This window comes from Ruegeria sp. AM1, from assembly GCF_056540745.1.
Window position 1 is genome coordinate 143,402 of sequence record NZ_JBQFXH010000004.1, and the last position, 26,957, is coordinate 170,358.

Below are 26,957 nucleotides of genomic sequence, written 5' to 3' on the forward strand. Positions count from 1 at the left end.
GTGCAGATTTGATTATTAGGTTTTTTTGAGGGAGTGGCACGAATGAAAACGGTACTATTGGCTGGAGGCCTGGGATCACGGTTGGCCGAAGAAACGGTCTCGATCCCGAAACCCATGGTCGAGGTAGGCGGTCGACCGATTATCGCGCGGGTCATGGATATCTATAGCCACTTTGGCCATCGCGATTTTGTTGTTGCCGCGGGATATAAAGCACTGTTGTTGAAGCAATTTTTTGCAAACTACCACCTGATTGCGAACAATATTTCTGTTTCGCTGGATACGGGTGAGCTGAAACTGGTGCCGTCTGCGCCCGGCGGCTGGAACGTGTCGGTTGTCGATACGGGGGCTCATACAATGACCAGCGGCCGTATCCGTCGGTTGAAGGAATGGCTGAATCCGGGTGAGACATTTATGTGTACCTACTCGGACGGGGTCGGCAATATCGACATCAACGCCCTGATCGATTTTCACAAGTCTCACGGCAAGCTTGCGACCGTTACGGCGGTTCAGCCACCGGCGCGATTCGGCAATATCGAGCTCAAAGGCGACCGTGTTGACGCGTTCACCGAAAAGGTGCGCCGGCGTGAAACCTGGATCAATGGCGGTTTCTTTGTTTTTGAGCCGGGCGTCATGGACTATATGGTCGACGATATGGAGCCTTTGGAACAATCTCCGCTGAGCCAGATGGCGCGGGACGGAGAGCTTATGGCGTTTCGCCACGATGGGTTCTGGCATCCAATGGATACGATCCGGGATCGCAACGCTCTGAACGCGCTGTGCGAGGAGGGTACGCCACCCTGGCTGCAGTTCGGCGACAAACCGTCTGCCGAGTATCCGGCCATAGCGATCTGAGGCGCATATGACTGATCATTCGGATCAGATGTTCGGCGGCTGTTTCCATGGCCGCCGCGTCCTTGTGACGGGGCATAGCGGCTTTAAGGGCGGCTGGATGTCGGTTTGGCTGCACCAGCTTGGTGCGCAGGTTACCGGCCTGTCGCTGCCACCGGAGCCGGGTGCATCGCTCTATGCGGCCTGTCGCCTGGATCAGGTGACCGACAGCCGTTTTGCCGACATCAGGGATCAGGCGGCGCTGATGGAAACCTTGCAGGGCGTGGATGCCGAGGTCATTTTCCACATGGCCGCGCAGCCTCTGGTGCGAAAATCCTATCGCAAACCGGCAGAGACTTTTGCAACCAATGTTCAGGGCACCGTTCACGTTCTGGAGGCGGCCCGGCATATGCCGTCGCTCAAGGCTGTGGTCGTGATCACCAGCGACAAATGCTACGACAATCGCGAATGGTTGTGGGGATATCGCGAAAACGATCCGATGGGGGGCAAGGACCCCTATAGCGCCTCGAAAGGCGCGACTGAGCTGGTGGCGCAATCCTATGCGCATTCATTCTTTGCAGATCCAAACGGCCCGCAGCTGGCAACGGTGCGCGCAGGCAACGTCTTTGGGGGCGGTGACTGGAGCGAGGATCGCCTTGTACCCGACATTATTCGAGCTTGGGAACAGAACGAACCGGTTGTTATTCGCAATCCGGCCAGCATTCGGCCCTGGCAGCACGTCCTGGAGCCGATTTCCGGATATCTGCAAGTGGCGGAAAAGATGTTGAACCAGGGGCCTGAATTTGCCGGGGCCTGGAATTTTGGTCCTGATATCTCGAGTACGGTCGATGTGCGCCAGCTGGCGGATATGATCCAGCGTGCCTGGGGGGCCGCTGCCCCGGTTTTCAGCTTTCCAGAAAGTCAGGCAGACGCCCCGCACGAGGCCGGCGTGCTTCGGCTGGACAGCACCAAGGCACAGACGCAATTGGGCTGGCGCCCGCGCCTGGATTTGCAGTCGGCCATTGATCTTACGGCGGACTGGCACAAGGCCTATGCCGCCTCCGCAGATATGCTGCGTACGACGATTACGCAGATCGGCGGCTATGAAAATCTGATGTCGTCAAACGGGTTCAGCAACCGCTCGGTTGCGGCTCAATAGAACAGTATTTTAGGAGATGATTTTATGCGGGTGAATTACGGTCAAACGGTACACGGTCAGGAAGAGATCGACGCCGTCGTCGAAGTCCTTAAAACCTCGACGCAGATGGGTCCAAAAGTGCGCGAGATGCAGGAAAAGGTTTCGACCCTGTTTGCGAAATCGCACGGGATCATGACCAATTCCGGGTCATCTGCAAACTATCTAGCGGTTGAAATTCTGGATCTGCCCAAAGGCAGCGAAGTGATCACCCCGGCTCTGACCTTTGCGACCACCGTTGCGCCGCTGGTCCGACAGGGCCTGATCCCTGCGTTTGTGGACGCGGCCGAAGGCACGTACAACATTGATGTTGATCTGATCGAACGGATGATCACCACCAATACATCGGCGCTGATGATCCCGTCTCTGATTGGCAACCTTCCGGACTGGCGCAAAATCAGAGAGCTGGCAGACCGCTACGGTCTTAAAGTCATCGAAGACAGCGCCGACACGCTGGGGGCGACCATGGACGGCGTCAGCACTGGCAAGTACTCGGACGTGTCGACCACCAGCTTTTATGGCAGCCATGTCATCAACGGCGCTGGCAATGGCGGCATGCTCTGCGTCAACGACGACGAATTGGCGCGCAAGGCATTACTTATGAGATCCTGGGGCCGCAGCTCATCGCTGTTTGTCGAGTCGGAGGCCATCGAAAACCGTTTTAATGTCCAGCTGGACGGCATCGAATATGATGCCAAATTCCTGTTCGAGGCATTGGGCTATAACCTGGAGCCGTCCGAAATCAGCGCCGCCTTTGGTCTGGTGCAGCTGGGCAAGCTCGACAACAACATCAAAGTCCGCGAGGACGCCTTTGCAGCGCATCGCACTTTCTTTGCTCAATACGAAGAGTGGTTTGTTCTTCCCGAACAATTGCCCAATTCGCGCACGGGCTGGCTAGCCTTTCCGCTGACCTTGCGTGAAGGCGCGCCTTTCACCCGGCGCGAGATGCAGATTTTCCTTGAGAAAGCCGATATTCAGACCCGTCCGGTTTTTACCGGCAACATCCTGCGCCAGCCGGCGATGAGAGATGTTGAATGCCGCACCGATCCGGCAGGGTATCCGGTGTCCGATGCCGTGATGCGGGGTGGTATTCTGTTGGCGTGCCATCACGGGCTGGATCAGGCGCAAATCGACTATATGCACGAGAAAGTGACCGAGTTCCTGCGCCCGCATGTGTCGGGACTATCGCGCGCGGCCTCCTGATATTACTGGGGTAATTCCTTTTTTGGGTGGGCTGGCGGGCGTTCTACGCCCAGCCCCCCAAGCCGCATTTTGCATTCGGTTTGCATAACAAAGTGATAAGCTGGAACGGCTAAGGCTGGAATTGATAGAGATGGCGTCACGTTCAGACAATTGCATCATGCCGAACGCAACACTCGGAGCGCAGGGCCCGTTCTGTTGCGCCGTAGGGAGGGAATCATGACCCGGGTGTTGATCACGGGGGCATCCGGCTTCATTGGCTCGCATCTTGTGCGCGCCTGCCTGAGCCGCGGTGATCAGGTAACCGCCGTGGTTCGACCCTCTTCATCAACAGATATGTTGCCCGGTATCGGTTCAAATGCCGAGGTGATCCGTGCCCAGCTGACGGATGTGGCTCGGCTGCGGTCGGTGTTTGACCGTTGTCAGCCGGAACTGGTGTTTCATGCTGCTGCCCGCACCCGGATTGCGGCGACAGATGAATTCGACGACCCATCCCTCAGCATCGATGAAAACCTGCATTCTCTTTTGGGGTTGTTAAAGGCCGCAGCGACCAGCGCAGCGCCGCCCAAGACGCTGATCCGTCTGGGGACGATCGCTGAATATGGGGACAACTCTGTACCCTATGTGGAGACGCAGCGCGAACGTCCGCGCGACAGCTATGGCACGTCGATGCTGGCGGGCACCAAATACCTCGAAATGTTGCGGCCACGTTTGCCTTTCGCTGCTGTGACGGCGCGTCTATCACTCACGTATGGTCCGGGGCAGGGTGGTGCGCAGCTGGTGCCGTATCTTGTCGAGGGTTTGCTGACGGGTCAGCCGGTGCAGATCGGCAGACCGGATGACGCGCGCGATTTCATTCATGTCTGCGATGTCGTGCGGGCGCTTTTTCTGCTGGCCGAAAACCCGCAGCCCGCCGGGCCGGTGATCAACATCAGCACCGGAATCGCAACCAAAGTCAGAGATGTTGTGGCAGCGCTGATCGAGCTGACGCGGGCTTCACCCGATCTGGCGCAGATGGGGGCGCCAACCGGCCCCGCGATGGATCTGGTGAACGACCCAACTTTGATAAAGTCCCATTACCCCTGGGTGCCGGAAATCGCTTTGTCCGAGGGACTAAAGGACACTGTAGAATGGGCTTGCAATGCCATAACGGCACAAACTTTGACAGGACAGAACGCATGACCGTCGTATCGATCCTTATCCCCGCCTACAACGAAGAGGCCAATGTCAGAACCGCTTATGACCGGGTGCTGGCGGTATTCGACGGGTTGGATGGCTATGAGCCCGAGATCATTTTCACCGACAATCATTCAGAGGATCAAACCTTTGAAATCCTGTCTGAAATCGCGGCTTCGGATCCGCGCGTCAGGGTCATCCGGTTTGCCAGAAACATGGGGTATCAGGCCTCGGTTCTGACCGCATATCGTGAGGCAACGGGGGCCTGCGCGGTTCAGATGGATTGCGACATGCAGGATCCGCCCGAGCTGATCCCGCAAATGCTTGATTTGTGGCGGCAGGGGCATCACGTTGTCTACGGTATCCGGCGCAGTCTGCCGGACGGGCCAGTGATTGCGGCTGCGCGGCGGTCGTTTTACGCATTGATTGACATGATCAGCAACGACCACCTGCCGCGAAACGCGGGTGAGTTCCGCCTGACCGACCGTCGAATTCTGGACGAACTCCGGCGTGTCGATGACCGCTCGCCCTATGTCCGGGGTCTGATCAGTGGGATGGGGTTTTCGCAAGTCGGCTTTGAATATGACCGCGCGGCGCGCACGGCCGGGGAATCCAAGTTTCCTGTGCGGGCGATGCTGTCGCTTGCAGTCGACGGATTAATCAACCATTCGCTGCTGCCCCTGCGCCTAGCGTCGATGATCAGCCTCACGGTAGGATTCAGTATGTTCCTGCTGATGGTCGGCTATTTGATCGGCAAGCTGGTTTTTGGACAGGAATGGCCAGCTGGTTTCGCAACCACAACCATTCTGTTGCTGCTGTCGATGACCCTGAACGCAATGTTCCTTGGCATTCTGGGTGAATATGTGGGCCGAATATTCCTGCAGTCCAAGGATTTGAACCGCCCCGTCGTTGAGTCCGAGTTGAACCAACCGGCCCGGCCCAGTGACGCCCCTGCCTTGCAGACTGCAGCGGCTGCGCCTGTGCGGCAGACCGAGAAGATTTCGAGGTAGGCAAAGTGAAGATCCTGATCGTGCAAGGCGGCTTCGGGGCGGGCGGTGCCGAAAAGATCGTGTCGGTCCTGGCCGCGCACCGGGCAAAGCTGGGTGACAAGGTATCGGTTGCCGGCATGACAATGCCGGAAGGCGGGTCCTATTTTGCATTCCCTGACGATGTTGAACTGCTGGTCGCAGATCGCGACGGGGCAGGGGGCAGCGGACAATGGGCGCGTCTGAAACACATCCGTCAGGTCATGAAGAGGGTGAAACCTGATCTGGTTATTGCGTTCCTGACCAAAATCAACGTTCTGACCCTTGCTGCGGCTCTGGACAGCCGGGTGCCGGTCATTATTTCCGAGCGCAACAACCCCAGAGCGCAGAACGCACATCCTATCTGGCGCCATGCGCAGAACCTGCTGGCGCATCGTGCCAAAGCTATCGTGATGCAGACCGAACGGGCCAGTCAGGACTTACCGCGTTCCCTGCATCGAAAGGCCTGCGTTATCCCAAACCCATGTGCCCCGCTGGATGGTGTTCGCGCGCAATTGGGAAGAGGGACGGATCAACTGGTTGCGGTTGGCAGGCTGGACCGCCAGAAGGGCTTCGATCTGCTGCTTGATGCCATGCCTCAGATAGTGCAGAGTAACCCGGCCGCAAAACTCACGATCTATGGCGAGGGCCCGGAAAGGGCCGCGCTTGAAGCGCAGCGAGAGCAGCTCAATCTGGGTGATGCCGTGTCGCTACCGGGGGCCAGCACATCTCCGGGTGGGTGGATGTCTGGCGCCGATATGCTGATCTTTCCATCCCGGTTCGAAGGGTTTCCCAATGTGGTGGCCGAAGCAACCGTGACCGGCTTGCCGGTTGTCTCGTTCGATTGTCCCTATGGGCCAAAGGAATTGATCCAGCATGAAGAGAATGGTCTGCTGGTGCCTCCCGAAGATACGGGGCAGCTTGGCGATGCTGTTGCGCGCCTTTGTGCGCAGCCAGAATTGCTGACCAAGATGCGGAGGGCCTATGCGCAGAACCAAAGCTGGCTGACACCTGACAGCATTCTGACGCAATGGGATGGCATGATCGATGATACCTGCACGGGGCGGCTCAGCCATGCCTTTTGATCGACACCACGAAGACCTGCGCGCACCGGGGGCCGCCAGACAACATATGAGGGGTGGGTCTTGCTGCAAGCGCTAGAATCACAGACTGCCGTGCAGATCCGCAGGCCAAAAATTGCCGTGGTCGCCAATCTGACGTCGTCACTGCTCAATTTCCGATACGATCTGCTCAGAGATATGTCCAAACGGGCCGAGGTGATCGCCTGCGGGCCAGAGCGGCACGAAGCCACCGAACGCGCCTTGCAGCAAATTGGCGTCCGGTTCGTCCAGTTCCCTTTGGCGCGGGCGGGCATGAATCCAATGGATGATCTGCGGACGCTGCGCACATTGACGCGCATATTCAAAGAGTTCAAACCGGATATCGTTTTCCCCTACACAATGAAGCCCATAATCTATGGTTGCCTTGCGGCTAGATTTGCCGGGGTTGAACGCAAATATGCCATGAATACCGGGCTGGGATACGTCTATTCCAGCCACAACCTGAATTTGAAACGGCATATCGTAAGGACGATCTCATCCAGTCTGTATAAGCTGGCCCTGCGCGGCGTCGACGAGGTTCTGGTGTACAACAAAGCGGACGAACAGGAGTTCCGGGACCGAAGGCTGATTACATCGGATACACCGCTGAGTATTGTCCCCGGATCGGGTGTAAACCTCGACTCCTATGCGTTTTCGAAGCCCCCAGACGGTCCGCCGGTTTTTCTGATGATTTCACGTCTGCTGAAAGAAAAGGGCGTGTTTGATTACGTGGAAGCCGCGCGTCAGCTGAAGCAGCGGCATCCCGAGATCCGGTGCCAGCTTTTGGGGCCGATGGATGCAAACCCGGATTCCGTTACCCAGCAGGATATCGACGACTGGTCTCGGGAAGGCGTGATCGAATATTTGGGAAAAACCGAAGATGTCAGACCGTACCTGACCAACTGCTCGGTCTTTGTTCTGCCATCGGCCTATCGTGAGGGGATACCAAGAACCATACTTGAGGCGATGTCGACTGGACGCGCAGTGATCACATCAGACGCACCGGGATGTGCTGATCCCGTTCTCGACCAAGAGACCGGTTATGTTGTACCCATTCGAAACCCGCAGGCGCTGAGCCAGGCGATGGCTCAGTTCGTCGAAAAACCCGAACTGATCGCGCGCATGGGACACGCGGCACGGCAACGGGCTGAAGCCGAGTTCGACGTCAGCCTCATCAATACCATTCTGTTGCGGAAGATGGGGTTGCTGGCAGATGGCGAAACAGCCTGAGCATTCCTGAGCTGAATTCGGTCCGGAACCACATGCGGATACTGACACTTTCCCGGTCCAGATGACATCATGGTGAAAAAAACTCTACAAAATCATAGCATCTACGGGAAACCCCTAATACACTGATACTGCTGAATTGATTACACAAAGAATAAGCATATTAACGACCGGTAGAGGCGCTTCGCCTGACTACTCACTCAGAGAATGGCCAGCATATGGGGTGCTGGCCATTTTCGTTTCCGACCGTCGGGCAGGTGCGTTGAGGGGCACTATGTTTCCGGTAACTGGTATCCGTGGTGTTTCAGATCGAGCCCGCTGAGTTCCTGAAGGATCGCATTCGACTCTGCAAAGGCGCCGTCAAAACGCTCCTTGATGGTGTTGACCAATCGCCGTTTTAGGGCCTGATCCAAGGCGCGCGGCACCAGGCAACTCACCGGGCCGCTCAGCTTGCCAAACTTCCGAGTCGCATTCGGAATGGGCAACAATGCACCACCACTAAGCTGATTGTTGCATAGTGTACGATTGACGATTCGTTGCAGAATCTGAAAACTCTCTGATCTTTTTGCGTTCGCACGGCTGATTCTACGCTCTTGATCGGTCACACCAGCAAAACTGCAAAGCTGGTTCAGGAAAGGTTTTGGGTCTTCCAACAGCTGTTCAAAAGTCAGACCCAGCACACGTTCTTTGCCAAAAAGATTCTGATAATATCGGAACAACCGATGATAGCGATAGAACTCTGGTGAAAACGACGGCACACGGCGCAGGCTCGGCTCGACCTGGGTCAGATACCGTTTCAGCGACTTGTGGCCGCCATCGGTGATGTACTGACTGTACATCGACAAAATGCTCGAGAGCTGTTCGCGAAAAACAACAAAAACATAGGCTTCGGGGAACATCTGATGCAAACGATCTGCGATCAGCGTGCTGTCGAACCCGCCGGACGCTGGATAACCCGAAAACCGCTCATGCGAGAAGACGGGGACTTTGCCTAAATCCTGAGTTTTTCTTACGAAATCTTCGTATTCAGCCCGTGTAGCAGCGGCATCAAATGTCATAGGCTGTGGCAGGACAACCTTGTTTGAAAAGATGTATTTCGGCTCGTTGTCGGGAACACAGAACGGGGCATCCGGCACTGCGAATAACTGCTGCTGCAACGTGGACGTAGCCGTTTTATGGTAACCAATGTGTAAAAGTACGGGTGCGCGGTTCATAATGTGTTAAACTTCGATCAAATCATCTGGACTGCGCGGGACGCGGGCGAAGGGGCCGAAATTGATACGGCTTTACACCGCGCAACTCATGCAGTGCATAAACGAGTGAGAAGCCTGCAAGCAAGTTAAGTTATTCCTTCAAACAACACTGGATTCCGTCCCCGTTCTGCGCTTTCGTCAGCGGCACTGCTGTAGAAAACAGAATGCTAGAATTAGACACAACCACAAACATTAAAACTACGATTAAAAAAGAAAGGTTCAAACTGCACTAAGTGCTTTGGCGGCATTAGCGTCAGGGCTTAGGATGTCATGTCAGGCGTTCAGGCAGGTTTCAGTTAAAAAGTATGTCCGGTTCCAAATCCAACTCTCTGTTAAAACGTCTTGCCAAGAACATGTCATGGCTGTTCTCGTCGCAGATACTTGTCGCCTTTTTTGGGTTGGCGAGCCTCATTGTAACTGCTCGGGCGTTGGGTCCGGCTGCGGTTGGCATTCTGGCTCTCGTCGACGCCTACGTTCAGATCCTGGATCGGCTGTGCAGGCTTGAGCCTTGGCAGGCGGTTATTAAATACGGAACCGAAGCTCTGACACAGGATGATACATCACGGTTCAGACATCTTATAAAGCTGTCTGTCGTCATCGATCTCGTGGGGGGTATTGTTGCCGGTGCTGTTGCAATTCTGCTGGCACCAAAGCTCGCCCCGCTGATCGGTTTGCCCGAGGGGATCGGGGCCTCTTACATCTCTCTTGTTGCCGTTGGTTTGTTCTTTTCGTTACGGCCAACTGGGATTGCGGTGCTTCGTGTTTTTGATCGTTTCGACGTGCTCGCAATGTCTGACATGGCCATCGCGGGTCTGCGTCTGGTCGGAACGCTGATCGCCTATGCGCTTGATCTTGGCATCTGGGCGTTTTTGGGCCTGATGCTTATGCATCAGATTCTGACAGGTCTTGTTGCCTTTTTCCTTGCGCTGAACGAACTGCGCAGGCGTGGCCTGCAGGTCTTTATGGGCCTGAAACTGACCAAGGCGCTGTCGCAAAACCCGGGGTTTCTACGTTTTCTCTGGAACTCGAATTTCAACGTGGTTCTTAGGCAAGCAACCCAAAGGTTGGACGTCGTCGTCGTGGGCGCGCTGCTGGATGTCACCTCGGTCGGATTCTATCAGATTGGTAAACGTATCATGACAAATGTGGTGCGCATCGGCGGCCCAATCCGGCAGGTTCTATACCCCGAGATGACGCGGCTGTGGGCCGGCGCAAAATACGACAAGTTCTGGCGGCTGGTACGGCTGACCTCTTTTGGAATGTTCGGGTTCTCGCTTTTGCTGGCGATTCCTTTGGCATGGGAAATGCCCGTGATCGCCGTGGTGCTGTTTGGGCCTGAATTCCTTGGTGCCGCGCCGGTCATGACGATCCTGATGTTTGCTGCGGTGCTTTATCTTGGGGCACTGGTGCTGAACCCCGCCTTGCTGAGCATGGGGCTGGACAGGGCACTGGTCAGAACAACGATGGTCTCGACCGTCGTGTTTGCCGTCTCCTTCCTGCCGCTGCTCTACTGGCTGGGGATCGAGGGGATTGCGTTGACGCATGTCTTGTTCAATCTGATCTGGACTTTCGGATGCATCACTGCAATCCGAACCCATGTGGCGAAAGGCCGATCAACCTGACCCACCCTTGTAACCTGTTTCCCGAGTAACTCATTTACCCAATAACCCGAGATCAAAATGCCCAAACGTATCCTTTTCCCCTTCGAAGGTGACACCGTAATCGGCGGCAGCCATGTGTCGGCAATGAAGCTGGCCGCAGCGCTGGACCGGTCAAAATATGAGCCACACATCCTTGTTCACTACCAGGCTGGACCCGCCGCAGATTATGCACGTTCGCTCGGCCTTGAGTATGAGGTTTTGGAGACCCCCAGCCTGATGTCCCCCGGCGGCCTCAACTATCCGCGGGATTGCAGTGCCGGGGCTTATTTGATGTCCAGTGTGCGCGGCCTGATCTCGACCCTGCGTCGCATCAATCCCGATATCGTACATACGAATGAGGGGCGGATGCATGCCAACTGGGTACTGCCCGCCAAGCTGGCGGGTAAGAAACACATCTGGCATCATCGGCAGGACCCAACGGCCTTTGGAATCAACAAGCTGGCGCCGCTGTTTTCGGACCACATCATCAGCGTGTCGGAATTTGCCAAGCCCAGCAAACCTGTGCGGTCGGTCGACCGCAGGTTCACAGTTGTGCGCAGCCCGTTTGATTTCGACAAGACACCACCCGACCGAGCGGCCAGCAGAAAATCGGTTCTCGCGGAAATGAACCTGCCCGACGATGCGCTGCTGCTGGGGTATTTTGGCAACTTCGTCACCCGAAAGCGCCCCGATCACTTTGTCAAAGTCATTGCGGCCGTTCAGGCCGCTATGCCTGACGTGCCGGTACATGGGTTTCTGTTCGGAAGCGTCGCGGAACGGGATGAACCGCTAAAGCAAACCTGCCTGAAGATCGCGTCAGAGGCAGGTATAAGCGAGCGGATTCATATGATGGGTTTCCGGCAGCCTATTGACGGGTATATGGCCGCCATGGACGCCAATCTGGTCACCGCTTTGGATGAACCCTTCGGCCGCACGCTGATCGAGGCCATGTATATGGGCACCCCGGTTGTTGCCACGCATCATGGTGGCAATATCGAAGCGATCACCCAAGGCAAAAACGGTTTTCTGGTCGACGCGTCCGATCCTGCCGCCTTTGTCGACCCGATCCGGCAATTGCACTCAGACAAAGACCTGCGCGCGCGTATTTCGGAAATCTCACAGCGCCACGCTAGCGAAAATTTCGGCCTCTCGATCCATGTAAAAGGCGTTTGTGCGATCTACGATCAACTGCTGTCTTAGGCCCGTTATGCGGGGTCCATCATTGGACCCCGCCATCACAGCGCGTCGATTTTATAGAACGTGTTGCCCGCAACAAACCCGTCCAGACCAACCTGACGCGCATAGTGGGCTAGATCGCTGGTCTTGTTGATGAAGCCCGAGTTCTTGAAATTCAGCGACGTGTTGCATAGCACGCCAACTCCGGTCACCCCTTTGAACTCTTTCAGCAGTTCATAGAAGTACAGGTTCTGGTCGCGGGAAACGGTTTGCACCCGTGCCGAGCCATCCACATGGGTCACCGCGGCAAGGCTGGCATCTTTGACACGGTAGAAATCAAGCATGTAGGGCGATGGCCCAGCCATCTCAAAGTGGTTTTGCGCATCCTCTTCCAGAACCGAGGGGGCCACCGGGCTTTTGAGGGCCCGACCCTTGATCCGGTTCAACCGCTCACGCGTCTCGGCCGAAAACGGGGCGGCCAGAACAGAGCGATTGCCCAATGCACGCGGGCCAATCTCACAATTGCCACGCGTCCAGCCGATAACTTTGCCCTCTGACAACGCCTGCGCAACCTCTTTGAGGTTCAGCTCGGTGATGGTCAGCCCGTCGACATCCATTTTGTCGTCGATAAAGGACTGACCGGAATAGACCGACCAATCCAGTTTGGCCCGCCCTGTAAAATGCCGCATCGCATCAACGGCGGTACCAATCGCGCAACCGGAATCACCCGTGGTGGGGGGAACAAAAACCTCGCGGAAAAGGCCACTTTGCTTCCAACTGGTGTTCCAGTGCCCGTTCAGGCCACAACCACCCGCGATCAGCAGCGGATAGCTCTGATTCAGATTCTGTTCAGCAAATTGATGGAACCGGTCAAAAATCGCGTCAGAAAGCTTGATCGCCATATTCTTCAGCTTCTGACTGTCGGTCCCGATATTGAAAAACGGCGAATTGACAAAGGAACTTTTGCGCAAGGGATCGGTGGCCATGTTGGTCGACAAAAGCTGGTCGATCAGCTCCTGCTCATCCTCGTCGGCAGGACCGTTTTCGCCAAATGCGCACGCGGCCATCAGGCGGCCGGGATCTTCGGGGCGCAGCTCACCACCGGAAATTGGAAACTCGGGGTCGGCCAGCGCATAAAGAAACGCAAAACGTGTACCCGGAGCGGTCATCACTTGCCCCAAATGGCGGATCTCAAGATTTGCGTCGATCTCATAAAAATCGCCAAGGGCGCCTTCCCACAGCAACACGTAACATGGCTCACCCTGCTTGAACGGAGACAGGGCATAGCTGCACCAGATATGCGCCCGTTCATGCGTTGAGGAGTAATAGTCGACGGTCTTGCCAAAAAACATGCGCTTGCCGATGTTTTCCGACCCGGGACCCACACCAAAGTACCCGGCACCAGAGGTCGTGACGTGATCAAACCCACTGCTAGACCAGCCGCTAAGTGCCAACACATCCGGCAAATCCTTGAACCAGAGACCCGCGTCGATGAACGTGTCGGGGGTAACTGGGGTATATCTTGGAAAGCTGTTCTTTTCGGCCTCATACGAAAACAGCAGACTTCCATCCGTGCTGTCGACGCCTGCAACCGTGCCGTCATGGCCTGATTTAAACGACAGAATCTTCATGTCCCGAACCTCATTAAACAAGTCACTTCTCAATACCAAAACCACGCTCGAACCCAGCCGCCCTCAAAGGACGCGGGGCTCGAACACTAATCAATTCAGGAATAGCAGATATACACACAAACCAAGAGTGATTTTCGCCCCCATTTGCTCAGACAGATCCTGTCTATGTGATTAGACGACTGCGGTGCTGTGCAGACGGTTCGTGATTTCATCGGACGGGCGCCGAAGCCTTGGGGCTATTTCGTAAACGGAGAGGCAATTTCCGGGATATTGTTTACCAGAATCGCAGCACGATCAGGGCAAGCCCAACACGCACGGCCCGGTGATATCTGGGCAATCCCAATGATTTTAGTGCACATAGCTTATGTAATTACCAAATACCCGTGAATTCCCGGTCACAACTACGATCAATCGCCTTGCGTGACCCCGCATATGCCCGTTAATCTGCGCGGGTTACGGGCAGTTATTTTAGCCAAGGGTGTTTTGAGTTATGTCAGTGGTTCTGGGTTTAGCAACGATGAGCAACAGTGCAGCCGCGCTGTTCAAAGACGGCAAATTGGTTGCCGCCGTTGAAGAAGAAAGACTTACGCGGGTCAAAAATGACGGGGCATTTCCGCATCACGCGATCACCGAAGTTCTGCGTATTGGCGGGCTTGAGTTTTCCGATATCGATGAGGTTGCCGTCTATTGGCTGCCGTGGCGCATGGCCGGACGTGGTATGGGAACCGTTCGCAAGATTTTGCAGCGTCCGTCTGCCGCCAAAAGCGTGACGTCGCGTATTGGCGCATTGTTTGTGCCGGATAACGATCCGGATGCCTCACCGGAAAGCGGCTGGATGGATCTCTTCCGCATCCGCAAGATACTGACCGCCGAACACGGTGCGGCCGATTTCAAGCTCAGCTTTATCAATCATCACCTGACCCATCAGCTCTATGCCGAGGCGATGCGGGATTGGGACAGTTTCGTCTCTCTGTCTTATGATGGCGGGGGCGAGGAAAGCTCGACCATCGTGACCGTTGTGCGCGATGGCAAACGCGAGAGCATCGCCGATCATCGCTGGCCAAATTCGCTGGGTCATTTCTATTCCACCTTCACCGGCTTCCTGGGCTTTAAGATGCTGGAAGGCGAATACAAAATGATGGGTCTGGCGCCCTACGGCAAACCTATCTACCGCGATGCGATCCTGCGTGAAATCCTCACATTGGAAAGCAACGGCGGCTATCGTGTGAATACCGCAGTCTGTGACTATCACTCAGCCCTGCGCGGTGAATTCCACCCCCGTATGGAAGAGCTGTTTGGCGAAGCGCGCGAACCCGGCACCGCGCCGATTGAACGGCATATCGATCTGGCGGCTTCGGTGCAGGCCGCGTTCGAAAATGCGCTGCATCACATCCTCGGCCCCGTGCGCGAAGCCAATCCAGACCTGCGCAAGCTGGTGATCTCAGGCGGTTGTGCCTTGAACGTGACAGCAAACGGAACTCTGATTTCCGATGATACCTTTGATGAGGTGATCATTCCCCCCGCGCCGCATGATGCGGGCTGTGCGGTGGGTGCGGCGCTTGCCTGCATCCCCTCGGACCAGATTGATCTGGCGTCAGTCCGCAGCCCCTATCAGGGCGCCGGTTGGGACAACACCCAGATTGCCGGTGCGTTGAATGCCTATTGCAGCCAGCCCCAAACGGCGCTGGAACAGGACGAGCTGATTGACAAAGTGTCTGATCTGCTGGCCGAAGGCCGGATCATTGCCTGGTTTCAGGGCAGGGCGGAATTTGGGCCGCGTGCCTTGGGGACACGTTCGTTCCTAGCCGACCCCCGCAAAGACAGCATCCGCGATGATCTAAACGCAAAGATCAAAAAACGCGAGCATTTCCGCCCCTTTGCGCCAAGTGTGGCCGAGGAAGCCGCACAGAAGTTCTTTGAGATCGACCAGACCAGCCCCTATATGAACATCGTTGCCCGTGTTCGCGATGATCGTGCGGCGGATATTCCAGCGATCACTCATACTGATCAGACCGCGCGCGTGCATACTGTATCGCAATCGGCCAACCCGCTTTATCATGCCCTGCTGACGAAATTCGGTGAGAAGACCGGCGTGCCTGTCCTGCTCAACACTTCGTTCAATATTCAGGAGCCGATCGTCTACACGCCCTCTCATGCCTGCGCGACATTCGCCGCGTCAGGAGTGGATGCTCTTGTGATCGGGAACTTCATAGTTCTGCGGGAAGCTTTGCGCGAGGAAAGTCAGGGCAAGGCGCAAGCCGTGGCGTGACCGCGGTGTATCTGAGTGTCGATTTCGAAGATTTTTCGCACGACCTGAAACGGGTGCTTGGTGTCTGGGACACCGGCCCGTTGCGGGACGATGCCTTGTGGGCAAGCTTTGAGGCCATCGATGCGTTCCTAAAAGCGCATGGCGGTGTGAATGGCAGAACCGCAACTTTCTTCTGCACAGGGATACTGGCCGACCATGTCCCCGACCTGATCGCGCATATTGCGGCGGAGGGGCATGAGATTGCCTGCCATTATCACTATCACGACAGTATGGGCACGCAGTCTGCCGATATTGTGGATACGATGCTGGCACGGGCAAAGGATGCCTTGCAAATTGCGGCGAATGTGCCCGTTCGGGGGTTTCGCGCCCCCAGGTTCCATCTGAATCGCAAAACGCCGGCACAGTACAAGCTGATCGAACGCCATTTCGGCTATGACAGTTCATCTTTCTTCCCAAGCGCCGAGGATTGCAGCCGTTTCGTGGCTGAGATGCAGCTGACGGATCTGAAGCTGATCCCTCTCTACAGCAGGCCGCTTGTCGGACGCGGGCCGAATGTCCGGCTGGGTGGAAGTTATCTCAAGTTTGCGCCTCTATCTCTGGCCAGGACGCTTGTTGACGAAACTCAGCAGAAGGGGATCGCGGCGCAGATATATCTGCACCCGTATGAATTCGCCGACGGGCTAAGCTTTATGGTTCCACGCGCCGAGCTTTCATCGCTGGGAGCTGCTAAGTCGCGCTATTGGGCGCTCAGGCAGCAGCAATGGCTGCGTTTCGGCGGCGCGCGCTTGCTTGGGAAAGTACGCAAGCTGATCCCGCCGCATGGGCTGGCGGGCCGGTTGGATCAACTGCTGTAACCTTTGGACAAAAAAAGGCCGGTCCTAAGACCGGCCCAAATGCTACGGTGAAACCGAGGGATCAGTTCGACGCAGCTAGGATACGCTGGTTGTGTTCATTCAGCGTATCCGAAACGATCGCGTACCACTCACCGGATTCACGCATCTCGTTCAGACCTTTGTTCAGCATCGACAGGTACTGACGGCCAAACGGGTTGCTACGGTGCGCCAGGAAGCGCAGCGATTGAACAGCCGAAACGTAGGGGTTTTCGACCAGGTCGTTCTGAGTCAGACCCATCTCACCCATGGTGTCTGCAACCAACTGAACCTCGAAGCTGGCGACATCGGCGGCACCAGTCAGAACAGCGTCGAGACATTCGTTCGCCGTAACAGGCTGCATCAGCGTGATGTCAGGCTCTTGCAGGCCATTGGTTTCCAGATCCGCCAGACCCCAACCGATCATACGGCAGATGGTTGCACCTTTCAGTTCTTCATAGGTGGTTGCGGTGGCATAGGGGCTCTCGGGCCGTGCATATACACCAAACACAGTATCGTATACGGGCACGGACGAGTTGAACTGTGTGCAGCGAACTTCAGTTTCTTCCGACCATTCATACGTCCGGTTGGTGCAGTCCGGCACAACCCAGGCCATGCTGATATCAAATGCACCTAGCGGCAGCAGGGTATGCAGGTGCGCGTTCCAATCATCAACGAAGCTAACAGAATAATCGCTCGCGTTACCGCCACGCTGCAGCGCTGTTGTACCAAGGCGCGTAATGAAACCGCCGCCATTCAGCGTTTCATCGGCAAAAGGTGCCCAGCCGTTGCCAGTCACCAGCTTGATCGGCGGCTGATACACGTTTGAACGCTTGACGCTTGCGGCACGCTGTTCTTCCGCCGCAATGATTTCCTGCGCGGACTGACCGTTGGGCAGGCTACCGTCTTCACAGGGCAGAGCCAGAACCAGACCCGGCGCCAGCGCGTTGGGGTTGGTGATGACGCTGCGGTTCGCGTTAAAGATCGGCTGATAGTTCGATGTACCATAGGCGGCAATCGCGATAGTCGCCATCGTGTCACCATCCGCAACGGTATAGTTGGTGCAAGCTTCCTGAGCAGCGGCGGCACCGGCGCTCAGAGCAGTAATGGCGGTTGCCACCATTACGGTCTTCTTCAGGCTAATTGTATACATGTCCACTTCCTCCAGACTTAGTTTTGTCAGGCCTCTTGGGGCCTCAGCCATTTTCCATTTGATAACGCAGGGCGGTTGCGACGATGTCTCGCCATTCGCCCGATTGCTGCATGATTGCCAGACCCTGATTCAGCGTCTCAAGGATCGCCTCCCCATCTGAATTAGCCTTGTGGGTCATGACGTTAAGCGAATTGATCGCCGCCAGGTTGGGGTTTTCGAGAATTTGGTGCTCGTAGCCAAGGCGCCGGATGGCCTCGACGGCCAGATGGGCTTCGATCGCGACGATGTCTGCGGTTCCGTCCATAACGGCGTGAAAACAGTCATCTGGATCGACCGGACGCATCAGCTTGATCGCCGGCTCATAGAGACCAACCGCATCCATATGCGACAGAGACCAACCCTCGGGGCGGCAGATCGTCGTGCCCGCGAAATCGGCATATGTCAGCGTCTCAACGTACGCAGTGCCTTCGCGCGAGAAAAAAGAGTCCACAACTTCGTAGAATGGGTTCGAGAAATTGTAGGTCTCACAAAGATTACGGTCGGTTTCAGACAGTGCCTCGGCTGCCTCGCAATTGGGGCGAGACCACGGGAAGGTTCCGTCAAAGGCCAGCGTTGGCATCAACAGATCCAGATGCGACGACCAATCGTTCACGAACTGAATCTTATAGGCCTGCTCAGGGGCTGCCCGCAAAAGTGCGGTTTCTACCAGATTGGTATAGAGCCCCCGGTGCGGCAGCGCTTCATCGGTAAAGGGGGCATAGTTGCCGCCGGTGATCAACAGCAGCTGACGATCACGAATTTCGGGGCGTTCGCCATCACCTGCGTTACGGATCAGAGCAGCGCCTTCGACGCGGGCTGCCTCGATTTCCTTTTTGGCTGCTGCTCTGGCCTCGACCACGGCATCTTCGCTGGCTTTCTTGGCTTCTGCCTCAGCAGCCGCAACCCGAGCCTCAGCTTCGGCAATAGCTTTTTCAGCACGCTCCTCGGCGGCTTTGACCAGTTCCGAGGCCATGGCCGCAGCGATACGGCCTTCTTCGGTGTCAGCGCCAGGTGCCGTGCGTCCAATCTCGTCCAGGCAAGGCAGGGTCAGAACATCGCCAACGCGGATAAGGTGCGGGTTCGCCCCGATGACATCACGGTTTGCGTCAAAGATAACGCGGTAGTCTTCGGTGGAATACACGTCCAGCGCCAGCTCCCGCAGGCTGTCTCCACTTTGGATTTCATAGGTGGAGCAAGCCTCTTGGGCAGATGCTGCCCCGGTTGCGGCAGCAAGTGCCAGGGTGGATATGATCAGTTGGTTTCTCATGGGTCCTGTTGCTTTGCCTAAGTTACTGCCGTGCCGGCTTGACGACGGCGATTGATATATTGTCCTGATCCGGGTCGCCCTTGGCCTGCAAAGCCTGCAGAAGGGTATCGGCGATGTCCTGAGACAAAAACTGCGCGTTGTTTTGCAGAATGGCCTCGATCTCCGGGTTGCTGAGGTATTGAAGGCCGTCGCTGCCCAGCAGCACGATGTCATCGGCCTCCAGAACCAAGGGATCTTCAGGGCAATCCACCTTGGGAATGGACGCGCCCATGATCACCGACGTCAGCTGATTGCGGTCGGGATGTGAGCGGGCCTCGGCCGCAGACAAAAGACCCTGGGTAACTTGCGCGTCGATCTCGGGCGCCATCGAATGATCTTCGTTGATCTGACGCAGCGTGCCGGCGCGATACAAATACATCGGGCTGTCGCCGATCGAAATCCAGAACATCCGGCGATCCAGCATAAGCATGCCCAACAGGGTCGAACCCATACTGAAGCCGTTTGCCTGCTCTTCGCTGTGGCTGGCAATCGCTGCATTGGCCTGCATGGCGGCCATGGGCAGCGCATCGACAAGCGCGCGCTCGGCAGCATCTACATCTTCCATTTGCGCGTCCACGACGTCGCGCCACGCGGAAAGCACAAGCTCTGACGCAACCTCACCGGCTTCGTGACCGCCCATTCCGTCGGCGACCACAACATAGCCAGAGCTGGTCGCGTCAAAGACACGCGCAGCAGCGGCATCTTCCTGCGAGTCGCGCTGGCCCTTGTCCAGGATCAGGGCAATATCATATGCAGGTTGCGCAAGCATCAATCACGCATCCCGCCAGTCAAAGCCATCATCACAGAAAGCTGTGAACCGGACGGATGTTTCGCTGATGCGGATCAGGTCGCCGTTGGACAGGGCAACCGTGCTGAGCACAGGTTTGCCGTTCAGCCGCACCAGATTGGCTTTACCACCATGGCCCAGATAACATTTACGGTCTTCAGGATCATACGCGATCACCGCATGGCTGCTGCGCGAGATGCCGGTGTCACCGAAATCCAGCTGAATGGCCTGGTCGTCATTGCGACCAATCTGCATCAATCCTTCAGTGAGCGTAATGCAGGCACCCCGTCCAGGACCGCCGGTGACAACCAGCCAGCCAACCGGGAACGTTTTCTCGGCCGTCTCTGTTTTTGCAACAGGTTCGCTGGTTTCCATCAGATCCTGAACATGCGTATCGGCACGATCAAAGCCCAGAAAGGTTGTTTTGACGCGCGAACGGCGATCTTCCGCAGGCGCAGGCTGCGGTGCTACAACAGGGGCCGGCGTTTCGGCCACCGGCTGCGCGGGCTCTTCGACGACCGGTTCTGCGGCAACAGGCACGGGGCTTGCTTCTGCAACAGGGCTTTCGGGTGCGGGCGCAGGTTCGATGCTGTCCTCCAACACCAGCGGCTCGGCGCTTGGCTCGACCTCGTCCTGAAACTCTGCGGGCGCGGCGTGCAAGTTCACAACTTGCTCCTCGTCGTGCTCTTCGGCCTCGGTTTCAGCTGCCGCTTCGGCAATTGCGGTCAGCGTTTCGTTTTCCTCGGCCTCGTCCTGCTCGGCAAAGTCGGGCATTTTTTCTTCAGGGATCAGCTCATCTGTTTCCTCGTAAGAGTCAGATGGCAAGTTGCCGCCAGCCAGTGCCTCACGCAGGGCGTTAAAATCCGCGATGGGCTCCGCCGCCTGCTCCGCCGGTTCCGCCTTGACGTCCTCCGCTTCGGTTTCTTTGGCTTTCCCGGCACCTTCAAGAAGCCGGCTGAGTGGGCTTTTGTATTTGAACATGGTGTCGACACCCTTCTGAATTCTAATCACGGGGCAGTGGTCCCGCGAGGCTTCTGTTGTCCGCTGCATATCGAAATGCGCGGCGGTTCTTACGGTCGGATCAATCCGAACACTCTTCATCTGTAGAGCGGGCCGGCCTTACGTGTGTGGGATGAATCTTGGTTCCATCCCGGACAAGCCCGCGGTTGTATGCGGCACATGGTGCCGCTGATTTACTCCTGTGCCAGCGGCATGGTTGCGGTGGTCTCGGCACCGCTGCGCAGCACAGTCAGACGCGCCTCGGGCTGATTTTCGGAAACAAGTTTGGCCAGAGCTTCATCCAGGCCTTCCGGACCGCTAATGGTGACGCCGGTGTGGATCTCGCTCAGCAGGATATCGCCTTGCTGGAGACCACCGACATTGTCAGAGGGAACGCTTGCAACAACGGTCTGCCAGCCTTCGCCGCCGGCGTTCCGCGCTGTCATGGAGTATCCGTTCTCAAGCCCGAACATGCGGAACGCAGGCAGGGCGAGCAGCCCGTTCTTTGCCCGTGTCTCACCCAGGGTGCGATACCGCGCTGCCGTCCGAATATAGCCATCCGGATCGACATTGAAATCCGTCAGAATCTGAGCGGCAAACGTTACATCACCTCGAATAGGCTCGCCGTTGAGGGTATAGATTGCTGCACCACGCTGAACCCAGTCGCCGATGACCGACATATCCTGACCTGCGTCAACACCGGTTATCGCTATCGTGTTGCCGGTGGAGGCGCGACGACGGGATATAGTGAACGGGATTTCAACGTCCCAATGCCCAAACGCAACCTGGTTCGCCGCCAGATTGTCAGCGGTTGCCGAAACCAGCGCTGGTATTGCTTCTTCTGCGGCAGGCTCGGCTGATGTCAGTTCTTCTGACTTTGTTTCAGCAACGGTGCTTTGTGCCTGCTCGACAGGCTCCTCCTGTGCAACCGGTTCTTCCTGAGCCACTGCGGCAACTTCCGCATCGGTTGGGTCATTCGCGGCAGATGGGGCTTGCGCCGATGCCTCTGCGGCCGGGGCCGGTTCGGCCACCTGCGCTGTTTCAGTCTCGGCAGATTGCGCGACCTGAGTGTTGTTTGCTATGCTTTCAGGCTCGCCCTCGCCACCAGACAGAACAAAGAACCCAACCGCGGCCAAACAAACGGCCCCCACTGCGGCGGCAGCGATCATCTTGCCATTGCCACCGGACCCGCTGCTCTGCACAACGGTATCAACTGCGGTGGCTGGCTCATCGGCTGCTGTAAAGCTCGCAAGCTCGTCGTCTTTCTTCTCTTCATTGCCCAAGGCAAGATCAGAGTTTCCGGCCAGCAGAGCTGTCACGACCGCTTCGGCATTCTCGCTTTCGGCTTTGACACGTGCTTTTTCAGCTTCTTCATCTTTGCGATCAATCCCGACGATCGCGGATACGGGGCGATAGGCGAAGGTTTCAAACTTCACACCGGGACCGCGGAACATGCGCAGCCAATCCAGCGCGGTCTGCAGGCGATCAGTCGTGTGAACCTCCATCGCCTTGTCGATCGCTTCCAGAAACCCCTTGGGATACCCCTCAAGCCGCCCGGTCAGCGGCATATACGGATCCTGCAATCCGTTGTTGAACGCTGTCAGGCGGCTTTGGCCGTCAACGGGACGTTCGCCGCTGATCGCGTGGTAAAGGGTAGCAGCCAGAACATACAGGTCGCTGCTGGGCCCCTGATCGGCACCGCGCACATAGAACTCATGCGGGGAATAGCCGTCTTTGATCACGCGCAGCGTCAGCAATGCGGCAGTCTGATGCGCAGCCTGTTCACGCGCGGCACCAAAATCAATCAGGATCGGCTCACCGTTTTCATCGATCAGGATGTTATCAGGCGAGATATCACGATGCAGCATGCCGCTTTGGTGAATGAATGACACCGCCGACAGCATCTTTTCGGTCACCCGGACAATGAAATCCGGACCGGTTTCATTTTTCTCATCGTCCATGTAATCCAGCAGATCGGATCCACGGATCAAATCCATTGCGATATATGCGGTGTTGTTGTCCTCAAAAACCTGATGCACATCCACGATGTTCGGATGCACCAGACGCGCATGGTTGCGCGCTTCCTGAATGAAGAGGTCAACAATGGCGTTCAGGTCTTCTTTGTATTCCGGTTGAGCCGGCTCAACCAGATCGCCCTCACGACGACACAAAGCCCCCGGATAGCATTCTTTGATAACGACATCGCGCTCAAGGCTGTCGCGTGCGAGATATGTGATCCCAAAACCACCATTGCTCAGAAAGCTGAGTATCTCATACTGACCGCGCAAAAGCTTTGCGCCCGGTTGGAGACCTTGTATATGTGGTTCGTCGTGCGATGCACCGACCGCCTGATGTTGGCTCATAATTCCCGCCCATTCTACTCGTTTTGCGGCTCGTTGTAACGAGGCTCATAGCCCGCGAACTCATTAACCAATACAACCGCAGGACACTTGGGACGGTTAGACGGTTCAAATTTGACTTTATTTGGGCCGCCTCATGGCTTCACTAAGGATCGTTTTTTCGTGAAGGAAATATATGGTATCTACGACGAGCTCGCATACCATATGTTGATATGCAGGGGTAAAAAAATGGGGGCAGTCGCCCCCATTTGCTTCATTTGGTCTACAAAATCGAAACAATGGAGCCGCGATTCCCGCAGATTCGAATCGCTGCGCTGCGGCTCAATTTAAGCGGGAAAAGCTCAGGTACCGGTCCTGGTTTGCACCGTGTCTACCGTGCTGCCCGCCCAGGCGAGGTTGTCGCTCAGCTGCGCGAGAATACCAATTGCATCTTTCAAAGGGGCATCTCCGCTTTCAAACTGCAGCAGCAAAAGCAGGTCAGTCGCCTTCTCGAATTCGCCCGGAATCCAGTCCGCCTCGGGATCGATTTCCGCGCCACCCTCCAGCCGCTCGGCAAAATCTTCGACGATTTCCTGACAGCTTTGCAGGAAGGCCGCCGGTTCGATATCCGAAGAATCGCGCAGATCCTCATAGATGCTCGCAATAGCGGCAAGCCAATCCTCCAGAATCGGATTGTTTAGCGGCGGCAGGGCTGCCTCGAGGCTTGTTTGAATTGACCGGGTGTCCGGCTCGACCGCTTCCTCGGCACCAACAATCTCATTGAGATACGGCAGGAAATCCTTCGACAAGTCGGTGCGGGCCGCCTCAAGATCGTTTTGGCGGCGATTAGATGCAGCTTCCAATACCTGCTCGGCCAGATTCTGGCCCCCACAGGTTTCCCAAAGCGTGAAGTCAGGTTCAGGCTCCTGCGCCATTGCACGCACGGCCACCGGAGTGCCAATTGGAACAATCGACCGGAACATGCCGGATTTTTCTTTCTCAAGCCGCGACAGAACCCGATCCAGCGCATCGCGAACGGGCGGAAGGTCGGTATGAGTGACCGCCAGCAGGCTGTTGGTGCGCAATTCCTTGGGGACCTGCGCCCAAAGATGGCGCTCGGTCTCGCGCCAGGCATTGGTACCGTTTGTACACCAAATTGCACAATCGACGAATTTCAGCAGCTCCAGCGTCTGTTTATAGGTGTCGTCCAGCGCCCCCGATCCCGGAAGATCGAACAATGAGATTTCGCGCAGTGCAGGGGTATTTATCCCCACCGAGATAAAATCGGGCTCATCAGCAGCCGCCTTTTCCAGCGCGATTCCGGAATAGGTTTTCGGCTCTTTGTTCCACCACCCGACGGTGGTTTCAGGCGTATCGGCATAGGCCACAATAACGAGCGGCAGCTTGAGGTGCTGCGGACCGGTCGGCAGGATATCTGCGCCGGCCAGCATGTTGGCAAGGCTCGACTTGCCCGCCCCAAACTCGCCAGCGAAACCGATCGATACGGCATTGGACAGACGCTCGGCATGGCCAAGGGCGCGGGCGCGCATATCGTCCAGATCGGGCGTTGAGGGGAGTTGTTCGGTAGCGGTCAGAAAACGCTCCAGCTGGCGCACTTCCTGCTCGGTTCCGGGAAATTCGATCACTCGGCAGCCTCCGCTTGCATAGTATCCGCGTGTTCCGATGCAAATGCTGTTTCCAGCTCATCCACGATGCGCCGCGCACGGTCGAAATCGGCTTGTGCATCTGTTCGTTCGCATGTTGCACCCGAACCCACACGATTTTCAAGATGACCGGCGAGCAAGGCCACGAAATGGTCGAGAACCGTGTTCAGCCGTTCCAGCAAATCCCCGCGCGCCGTATCAACCAGATCGTCGCCAATCAGCTCGAATTCCTGGATGATCATGCTCTCAGCTCGCGTCACAACGCTGTTGCGAGAAATCAGACGCGACAGCCAGTTAACGCGCAGCTCGACGGTGATGCCGCGGGTCAGGGCCGTTGTGTCCGGACGGAACCATCTGACGGCGCTGGTGTTCATGCGGTTGTCGGCCGGCTCCTGCCAGCCGGGCAGGGCGCGCAACGCTGCGTTGCTTTGCATGTCAATCGCGTAAAGCTCGCTAAGCATCCGCTGCCGAACAACTTGTGTCGCGCCCTGAACCAGCTCGCGCATACGTTCGCGCAGCGGCGTAAAGTTCAACTCGGTCGCACCGCCCTTGGCCAGCAGCGGCGAGTTGCCATCGGGTCCGCGCACAACGGTCGAGACGGCCTCGGCCACCGTGTCATCCATAACACCGCGCAGATTCGCCAGAACGTCATCCATATCATTGGTGATTTCGCTGATCTTCTCTGTGACAAGACTGCGCAACGAGGCCAGCGTTTTATTTTTCTCATCGGCGTCCGGAGCGGTGGTGGTGTCTTCGCTCTCCAATACGCGCAGGCGAGCGGTGCTGCGTTCAAGTTCGCCTTTGGCGAAACTGTTGAGATGCTGCCAAGCCATCTGCAGATGCTCATTGCGCGGGCCTTCGGTCAGCGCGGTCGTCACATGCCGCCGCAGATCCGGCAGACCCGAAGCAATCATTGCTGCAAAGCGCAGCACGGCTTCGCGGCTGATCGGACCGGGACCCTGCTTGATGTCTTCAACGCCGTCCAGATATTGACGCATCTGTTCCGGGTGCGCACGCAACCAAGCCAGAACCGCATCATGGTCAACACCGGTTTCATCCCCGGTCAGCGCATAATGTGCCCATTGGGCACTGCCCATAAGCACATCCACATTGGGATTGCTCAGCGCTTTCTCGAGCCCATCCAGAACATCCGCGCGTACTTTGGTCGCGTCTTCAGCCCCACCGCCCAGTTCGTCCACTCGGTTGATGAACACAACGATCTGCCCCAGCTCCAGCGCCTGCATTAGTCGGAACAATTTGAGATCGGCACGCGACAGCGCCTGATGTGCAGACAGCACCACGACAAAAAAGTCCGATTCCTTCAGATACTGACGTGAGATTTCTTCGCGGATCAACAGCGGGTCGTTGACGCCCGGCGTATCGGTCACGGTCAACGGATACGGGAAGTGACCTATGTCAAAATAAACCTCAGCCTTGCGTGTGATATCGCTATAAAGCCCGCGATCCGAGCCCGGGTCATGCTCTTCTTCATCCGTTGGGTCATCACCAGCACATACATAGCGCGCCAGATCATCCGAGGTCAGCTCTTCCAGATCGTGCTGCTGGCCCAGCAGGTGTTCGTAGCTGTCACCCAGCCGCAGGCGCGCGCGCGTTTTCATCGCCTCGACCTGCTCTTCGATCATCTCGCGCTTATAGCTGTCCTCATCATCCGGGAACATGTTGCGCAGTTCTTCGCCTTCGGCGATCAGCGCCTGCCATTGCTGATTGTCAAAGAAATGAAATTCAGCCCCCGAAGTGCGCCCTGTGGGGTGCCCGAAATGCATGTCCGTGATCACCGTAGTCCACGGGTTGACGTCTGAAGGCAGGAACTCGGCCTGCCCGGTAAACCCATTAATAAGGCGCGATTTTCCGGCCTTAATTTGCCCAACAAAGGCGATCGAAGGTTTCAGGTGCGTCAGATCTTCGACGATTCGGGAAATGAACTGACGAGTCTCGTCATTGCTGGATTCATTCATTTCCCCCGCGATGCGGATCAACTCACGACGATTAGTTTCACTCATAACACACCTACCAACTTGACTTCAGACACCAACCCAACACCTGAAACCGATCCCGGGAAA

General features: G+C 56.6%; 20 protein-coding genes. 11 read left to right on the forward strand and 9 right to left on the reverse strand.

The annotated features are described in order from the left end of the window. The first annotated feature begins 42 nt into the window (after positions 1-42). The 7 genes from rfbF (at position 43) to ACR0I7_RS12325 (ending at position 7,754) form a co-directional block, all read left to right on the forward strand. Positions 43-852 (forward strand): glucose-1-phosphate cytidylyltransferase, encoded by an 810-nt coding sequence (rfbF, locus tag ACR0I7_RS12295; protein WP_480511405.1) that lies wholly within the window; start codon positions 43-45, stop codon positions 850-852. A 7-nt stretch (positions 853-859) separates the two neighbouring features. After that, positions 860-1,987: a CDP-glucose 4,6-dehydratase gene (rfbG, locus tag ACR0I7_RS12300; RefSeq protein WP_480511406.1), complete on the forward strand. Its 1,128-nt coding sequence runs from the start codon at positions 860-862 to the stop codon at positions 1,985-1,987. A 24-nt stretch (positions 1,988-2,011) separates the two neighbouring features. Continuing rightward, the gene (locus tag ACR0I7_RS12305) at positions 2,012-3,226 is read left to right on the forward strand and encodes a DegT/DnrJ/EryC1/StrS family aminotransferase (RefSeq protein ID WP_480511408.1); all 1,215 of its coding nucleotides are present in this window, start codon (positions 2,012-2,014) and stop codon (positions 3,224-3,226) included. A gap of 216 nt (positions 3,227-3,442) precedes the next feature. Further along, positions 3,443-4,405 carry an NAD-dependent epimerase/dehydratase family protein gene (locus ACR0I7_RS12310; RefSeq protein WP_480511410.1) on the forward strand — a complete coding sequence of 321 codons (963 nt, stop codon included), beginning with the start codon at positions 3,443-3,445 and terminating at the stop codon, positions 4,403-4,405. Next, the gene (locus ACR0I7_RS12315; RefSeq protein WP_480511412.1) at positions 4,402-5,409 is read left to right on the forward strand and encodes a glycosyltransferase family 2 protein; all 1,008 of its coding nucleotides are present in this window, start codon (positions 4,402-4,404) and stop codon (positions 5,407-5,409) included. Before ACR0I7_RS12310 ends, ACR0I7_RS12315 begins: the two co-directional genes overlap by 4 nt. A gap of 5 nt (positions 5,410-5,414) precedes the next feature. Next, the gene (locus tag ACR0I7_RS12320; RefSeq protein ID WP_480511414.1) at positions 5,415-6,509 is read left to right on the forward strand and encodes a glycosyltransferase; all 1,095 of its coding nucleotides are present in this window, start codon (positions 5,415-5,417) and stop codon (positions 6,507-6,509) included. 90 nt (positions 6,510-6,599) lie between these two features. Continuing rightward, positions 6,600-7,754: a glycosyltransferase family 4 protein gene (locus tag ACR0I7_RS12325; RefSeq protein ID WP_480511416.1), complete on the forward strand. Its 1,155-nt coding sequence runs from the start codon at positions 6,600-6,602 to the stop codon at positions 7,752-7,754. Positions 7,755-8,023: 269 nt separating this feature from the next. On the opposite strand, the gene ACR0I7_RS12330 is transcribed toward ACR0I7_RS12325, so the two are convergent. Further along, positions 8,024-8,965 carry a sulfotransferase gene (locus ACR0I7_RS12330; RefSeq protein WP_480511418.1) on the reverse strand — a complete coding sequence of 314 codons (942 nt, stop codon included), beginning with the start codon at positions 8,963-8,965 and terminating at the stop codon, positions 8,024-8,026. Between the two features lie 392 nt (positions 8,966-9,357). On the opposite strand from ACR0I7_RS12330, the gene ACR0I7_RS12335 reads away from it, so the two are divergent. Further along, positions 9,358-10,626 (forward strand): lipopolysaccharide biosynthesis protein, encoded by a 1,269-nt coding sequence (locus tag ACR0I7_RS12335; RefSeq protein WP_480511420.1) that lies wholly within the window; start codon positions 9,358-9,360, stop codon positions 10,624-10,626. Positions 10,627-10,683: 57 nt separating this feature from the next. Then, positions 10,684-11,844 carry a glycosyltransferase family 4 protein gene (locus ACR0I7_RS12340; RefSeq protein WP_480511422.1) on the forward strand — a complete coding sequence of 387 codons (1,161 nt, stop codon included), beginning with the start codon at positions 10,684-10,686 and terminating at the stop codon, positions 11,842-11,844. A 35-nt stretch (positions 11,845-11,879) separates the two neighbouring features. Here ACR0I7_RS12340 and ACR0I7_RS12345 read toward each other — a convergent pair whose 3' ends face one another. After that, entirely contained in the window at positions 11,880-13,451 is a 1,572-nt protein-coding gene (locus ACR0I7_RS12345) for a carbamoyltransferase C-terminal domain-containing protein (RefSeq protein WP_480511424.1), read from the reverse strand. A gap of 490 nt (positions 13,452-13,941) precedes the next feature. On the opposite strand from ACR0I7_RS12345, the gene ACR0I7_RS12350 reads away from it, so the two are divergent. Together ACR0I7_RS12350 and ACR0I7_RS12355 are read left to right on the forward strand one after the other, a co-directional pair. Next, positions 13,942-15,720 carry a carbamoyltransferase family protein gene (locus tag ACR0I7_RS12350; protein WP_480511425.1) on the forward strand — a complete coding sequence of 593 codons (1,779 nt, stop codon included), beginning with the start codon at positions 13,942-13,944 and terminating at the stop codon, positions 15,718-15,720. After that, positions 15,717-16,574: a polysaccharide deacetylase family protein gene (locus ACR0I7_RS12355; protein ID WP_480511427.1), complete on the forward strand. Its 858-nt coding sequence runs from the start codon at positions 15,717-15,719 to the stop codon at positions 16,572-16,574. Before ACR0I7_RS12350 ends, ACR0I7_RS12355 begins: the two co-directional genes overlap by 4 nt. A gap of 61 nt (positions 16,575-16,635) precedes the next feature. On the opposite strand, the gene ACR0I7_RS12360 is transcribed toward ACR0I7_RS12355, so the two are convergent. The 7 genes from ACR0I7_RS12360 to ACR0I7_RS12390 form a co-directional block, all read right to left on the reverse strand. Then, on the reverse strand, positions 16,636-17,742 hold the full coding sequence (locus ACR0I7_RS12360; RefSeq protein WP_480511429.1) for a peptidoglycan-binding protein LysM: 1,107 nt from the start codon (positions 17,740-17,742) through the stop codon (positions 16,636-16,638). Between the two features lie 43 nt (positions 17,743-17,785). Next, entirely contained in the window at positions 17,786-19,048 is a 1,263-nt protein-coding gene (locus ACR0I7_RS12365; protein ID WP_480511431.1) for a substrate-binding periplasmic protein, read from the reverse strand. A gap of 22 nt (positions 19,049-19,070) precedes the next feature. Then, entirely contained in the window at positions 19,071-19,856 is a 786-nt protein-coding gene (locus tag ACR0I7_RS12370; protein ID WP_480511432.1) for a PP2C family protein-serine/threonine phosphatase, read from the reverse strand. Positions 19,857-19,859: 3 nt separating this feature from the next. After that, positions 19,860-20,975, reverse strand: a complete 1,116-nt coding sequence (locus ACR0I7_RS12375; protein WP_480511434.1) for an FHA domain-containing protein — start codon at positions 20,973-20,975, stop codon at positions 19,860-19,862. Positions 20,976-21,067: 92 nt separating this feature from the next. Beyond that, positions 21,068-23,236 (reverse strand): serine/threonine-protein kinase, encoded by a 2,169-nt coding sequence (locus tag ACR0I7_RS12380; protein ID WP_480511436.1) that lies wholly within the window; start codon positions 23,234-23,236, stop codon positions 21,068-21,070. 338 nt (positions 23,237-23,574) lie between these two features. Beyond that, on the reverse strand, positions 23,575-24,858 hold the full coding sequence (locus ACR0I7_RS12385; protein ID WP_480511438.1) for a dynamin family protein: 1,284 nt from the start codon (positions 24,856-24,858) through the stop codon (positions 23,575-23,577). Beyond that, entirely contained in the window at positions 24,855-26,897 is a 2,043-nt protein-coding gene (locus ACR0I7_RS12390) for a dynamin family protein (RefSeq protein ID WP_480511440.1), read from the reverse strand. Before ACR0I7_RS12390 ends, ACR0I7_RS12385 begins: the two co-directional genes overlap by 4 nt. Between the last annotated feature and the right edge of the window lie 60 nt (positions 26,898-26,957).

What these genes read in the sequence shown, in the direction of transcription:
- ACR0I7_RS12365 (WP_480511431.1), bottom strand. Translation starts at nt 19,048, where the DNA reads ATGAGAAACCAACTGATCATATCCACCCTGGCACTTGCTGCCGCAACC.
- ACR0I7_RS12330 (WP_480511418.1), bottom strand. Translation starts at nt 8,965, where the DNA reads ATGAACCGCGCACCCGTACTTTTACACATTGGTTACCATAAAACGGCT.
- ACR0I7_RS12340 (WP_480511422.1), top strand. Translation starts at nt 10,684, where the DNA reads ATGCCCAAACGTATCCTTTTCCCCTTCGAAGGTGACACCGTAATCGGC.
- rfbF (WP_480511405.1), top strand. Translation starts at nt 43, where the DNA reads ATGAAAACGGTACTATTGGCTGGAGGCCTGGGATCACGGTTGGCCGAA.
- rfbG (WP_480511406.1), top strand. Translation starts at nt 860, where the DNA reads ATGACTGATCATTCGGATCAGATGTTCGGCGGCTGTTTCCATGGCCGC.
- ACR0I7_RS12305 (WP_480511408.1), top strand. Translation starts at nt 2,012, where the DNA reads ATGCGGGTGAATTACGGTCAAACGGTACACGGTCAGGAAGAGATCGAC.
- ACR0I7_RS12375 (WP_480511434.1), bottom strand. Translation starts at nt 20,975, where the DNA reads ATGAAGAGTGTTCGGATTGATCCGACCGTAAGAACCGCCGCGCATTTC.
- ACR0I7_RS12315 (WP_480511412.1), top strand. Translation starts at nt 4,402, where the DNA reads ATGACCGTCGTATCGATCCTTATCCCCGCCTACAACGAAGAGGCCAAT.
- ACR0I7_RS12360 (WP_480511429.1), bottom strand. Translation starts at nt 17,742, where the DNA reads ATGTATACAATTAGCCTGAAGAAGACCGTAATGGTGGCAACCGCCATT.
- ACR0I7_RS12380 (WP_480511436.1), bottom strand. Translation starts at nt 23,236, where the DNA reads ATGAGCCAACATCAGGCGGTCGGTGCATCGCACGACGAACCACATATA.
- ACR0I7_RS12310 (WP_480511410.1), top strand. Translation starts at nt 3,443, where the DNA reads ATGACCCGGGTGTTGATCACGGGGGCATCCGGCTTCATTGGCTCGCAT.
- ACR0I7_RS12390 (WP_480511440.1), bottom strand. Translation starts at nt 26,897, where the DNA reads ATGAGTGAAACTAATCGTCGTGAGTTGATCCGCATCGCGGGGGAAATG.
- ACR0I7_RS12350 (WP_480511425.1), top strand. Translation starts at nt 13,942, where the DNA reads ATGTCAGTGGTTCTGGGTTTAGCAACGATGAGCAACAGTGCAGCCGCG.
- ACR0I7_RS12370 (WP_480511432.1), bottom strand. Translation starts at nt 19,856, where the DNA reads ATGCTTGCGCAACCTGCATATGATATTGCCCTGATCCTGGACAAGGGC.
- ACR0I7_RS12335 (WP_480511420.1), top strand. Translation starts at nt 9,358, where the DNA reads ATGTCATGGCTGTTCTCGTCGCAGATACTTGTCGCCTTTTTTGGGTTG.
- ACR0I7_RS12345 (WP_480511424.1), bottom strand. Translation starts at nt 13,451, where the DNA reads ATGAAGATTCTGTCGTTTAAATCAGGCCATGACGGCACGGTTGCAGGC.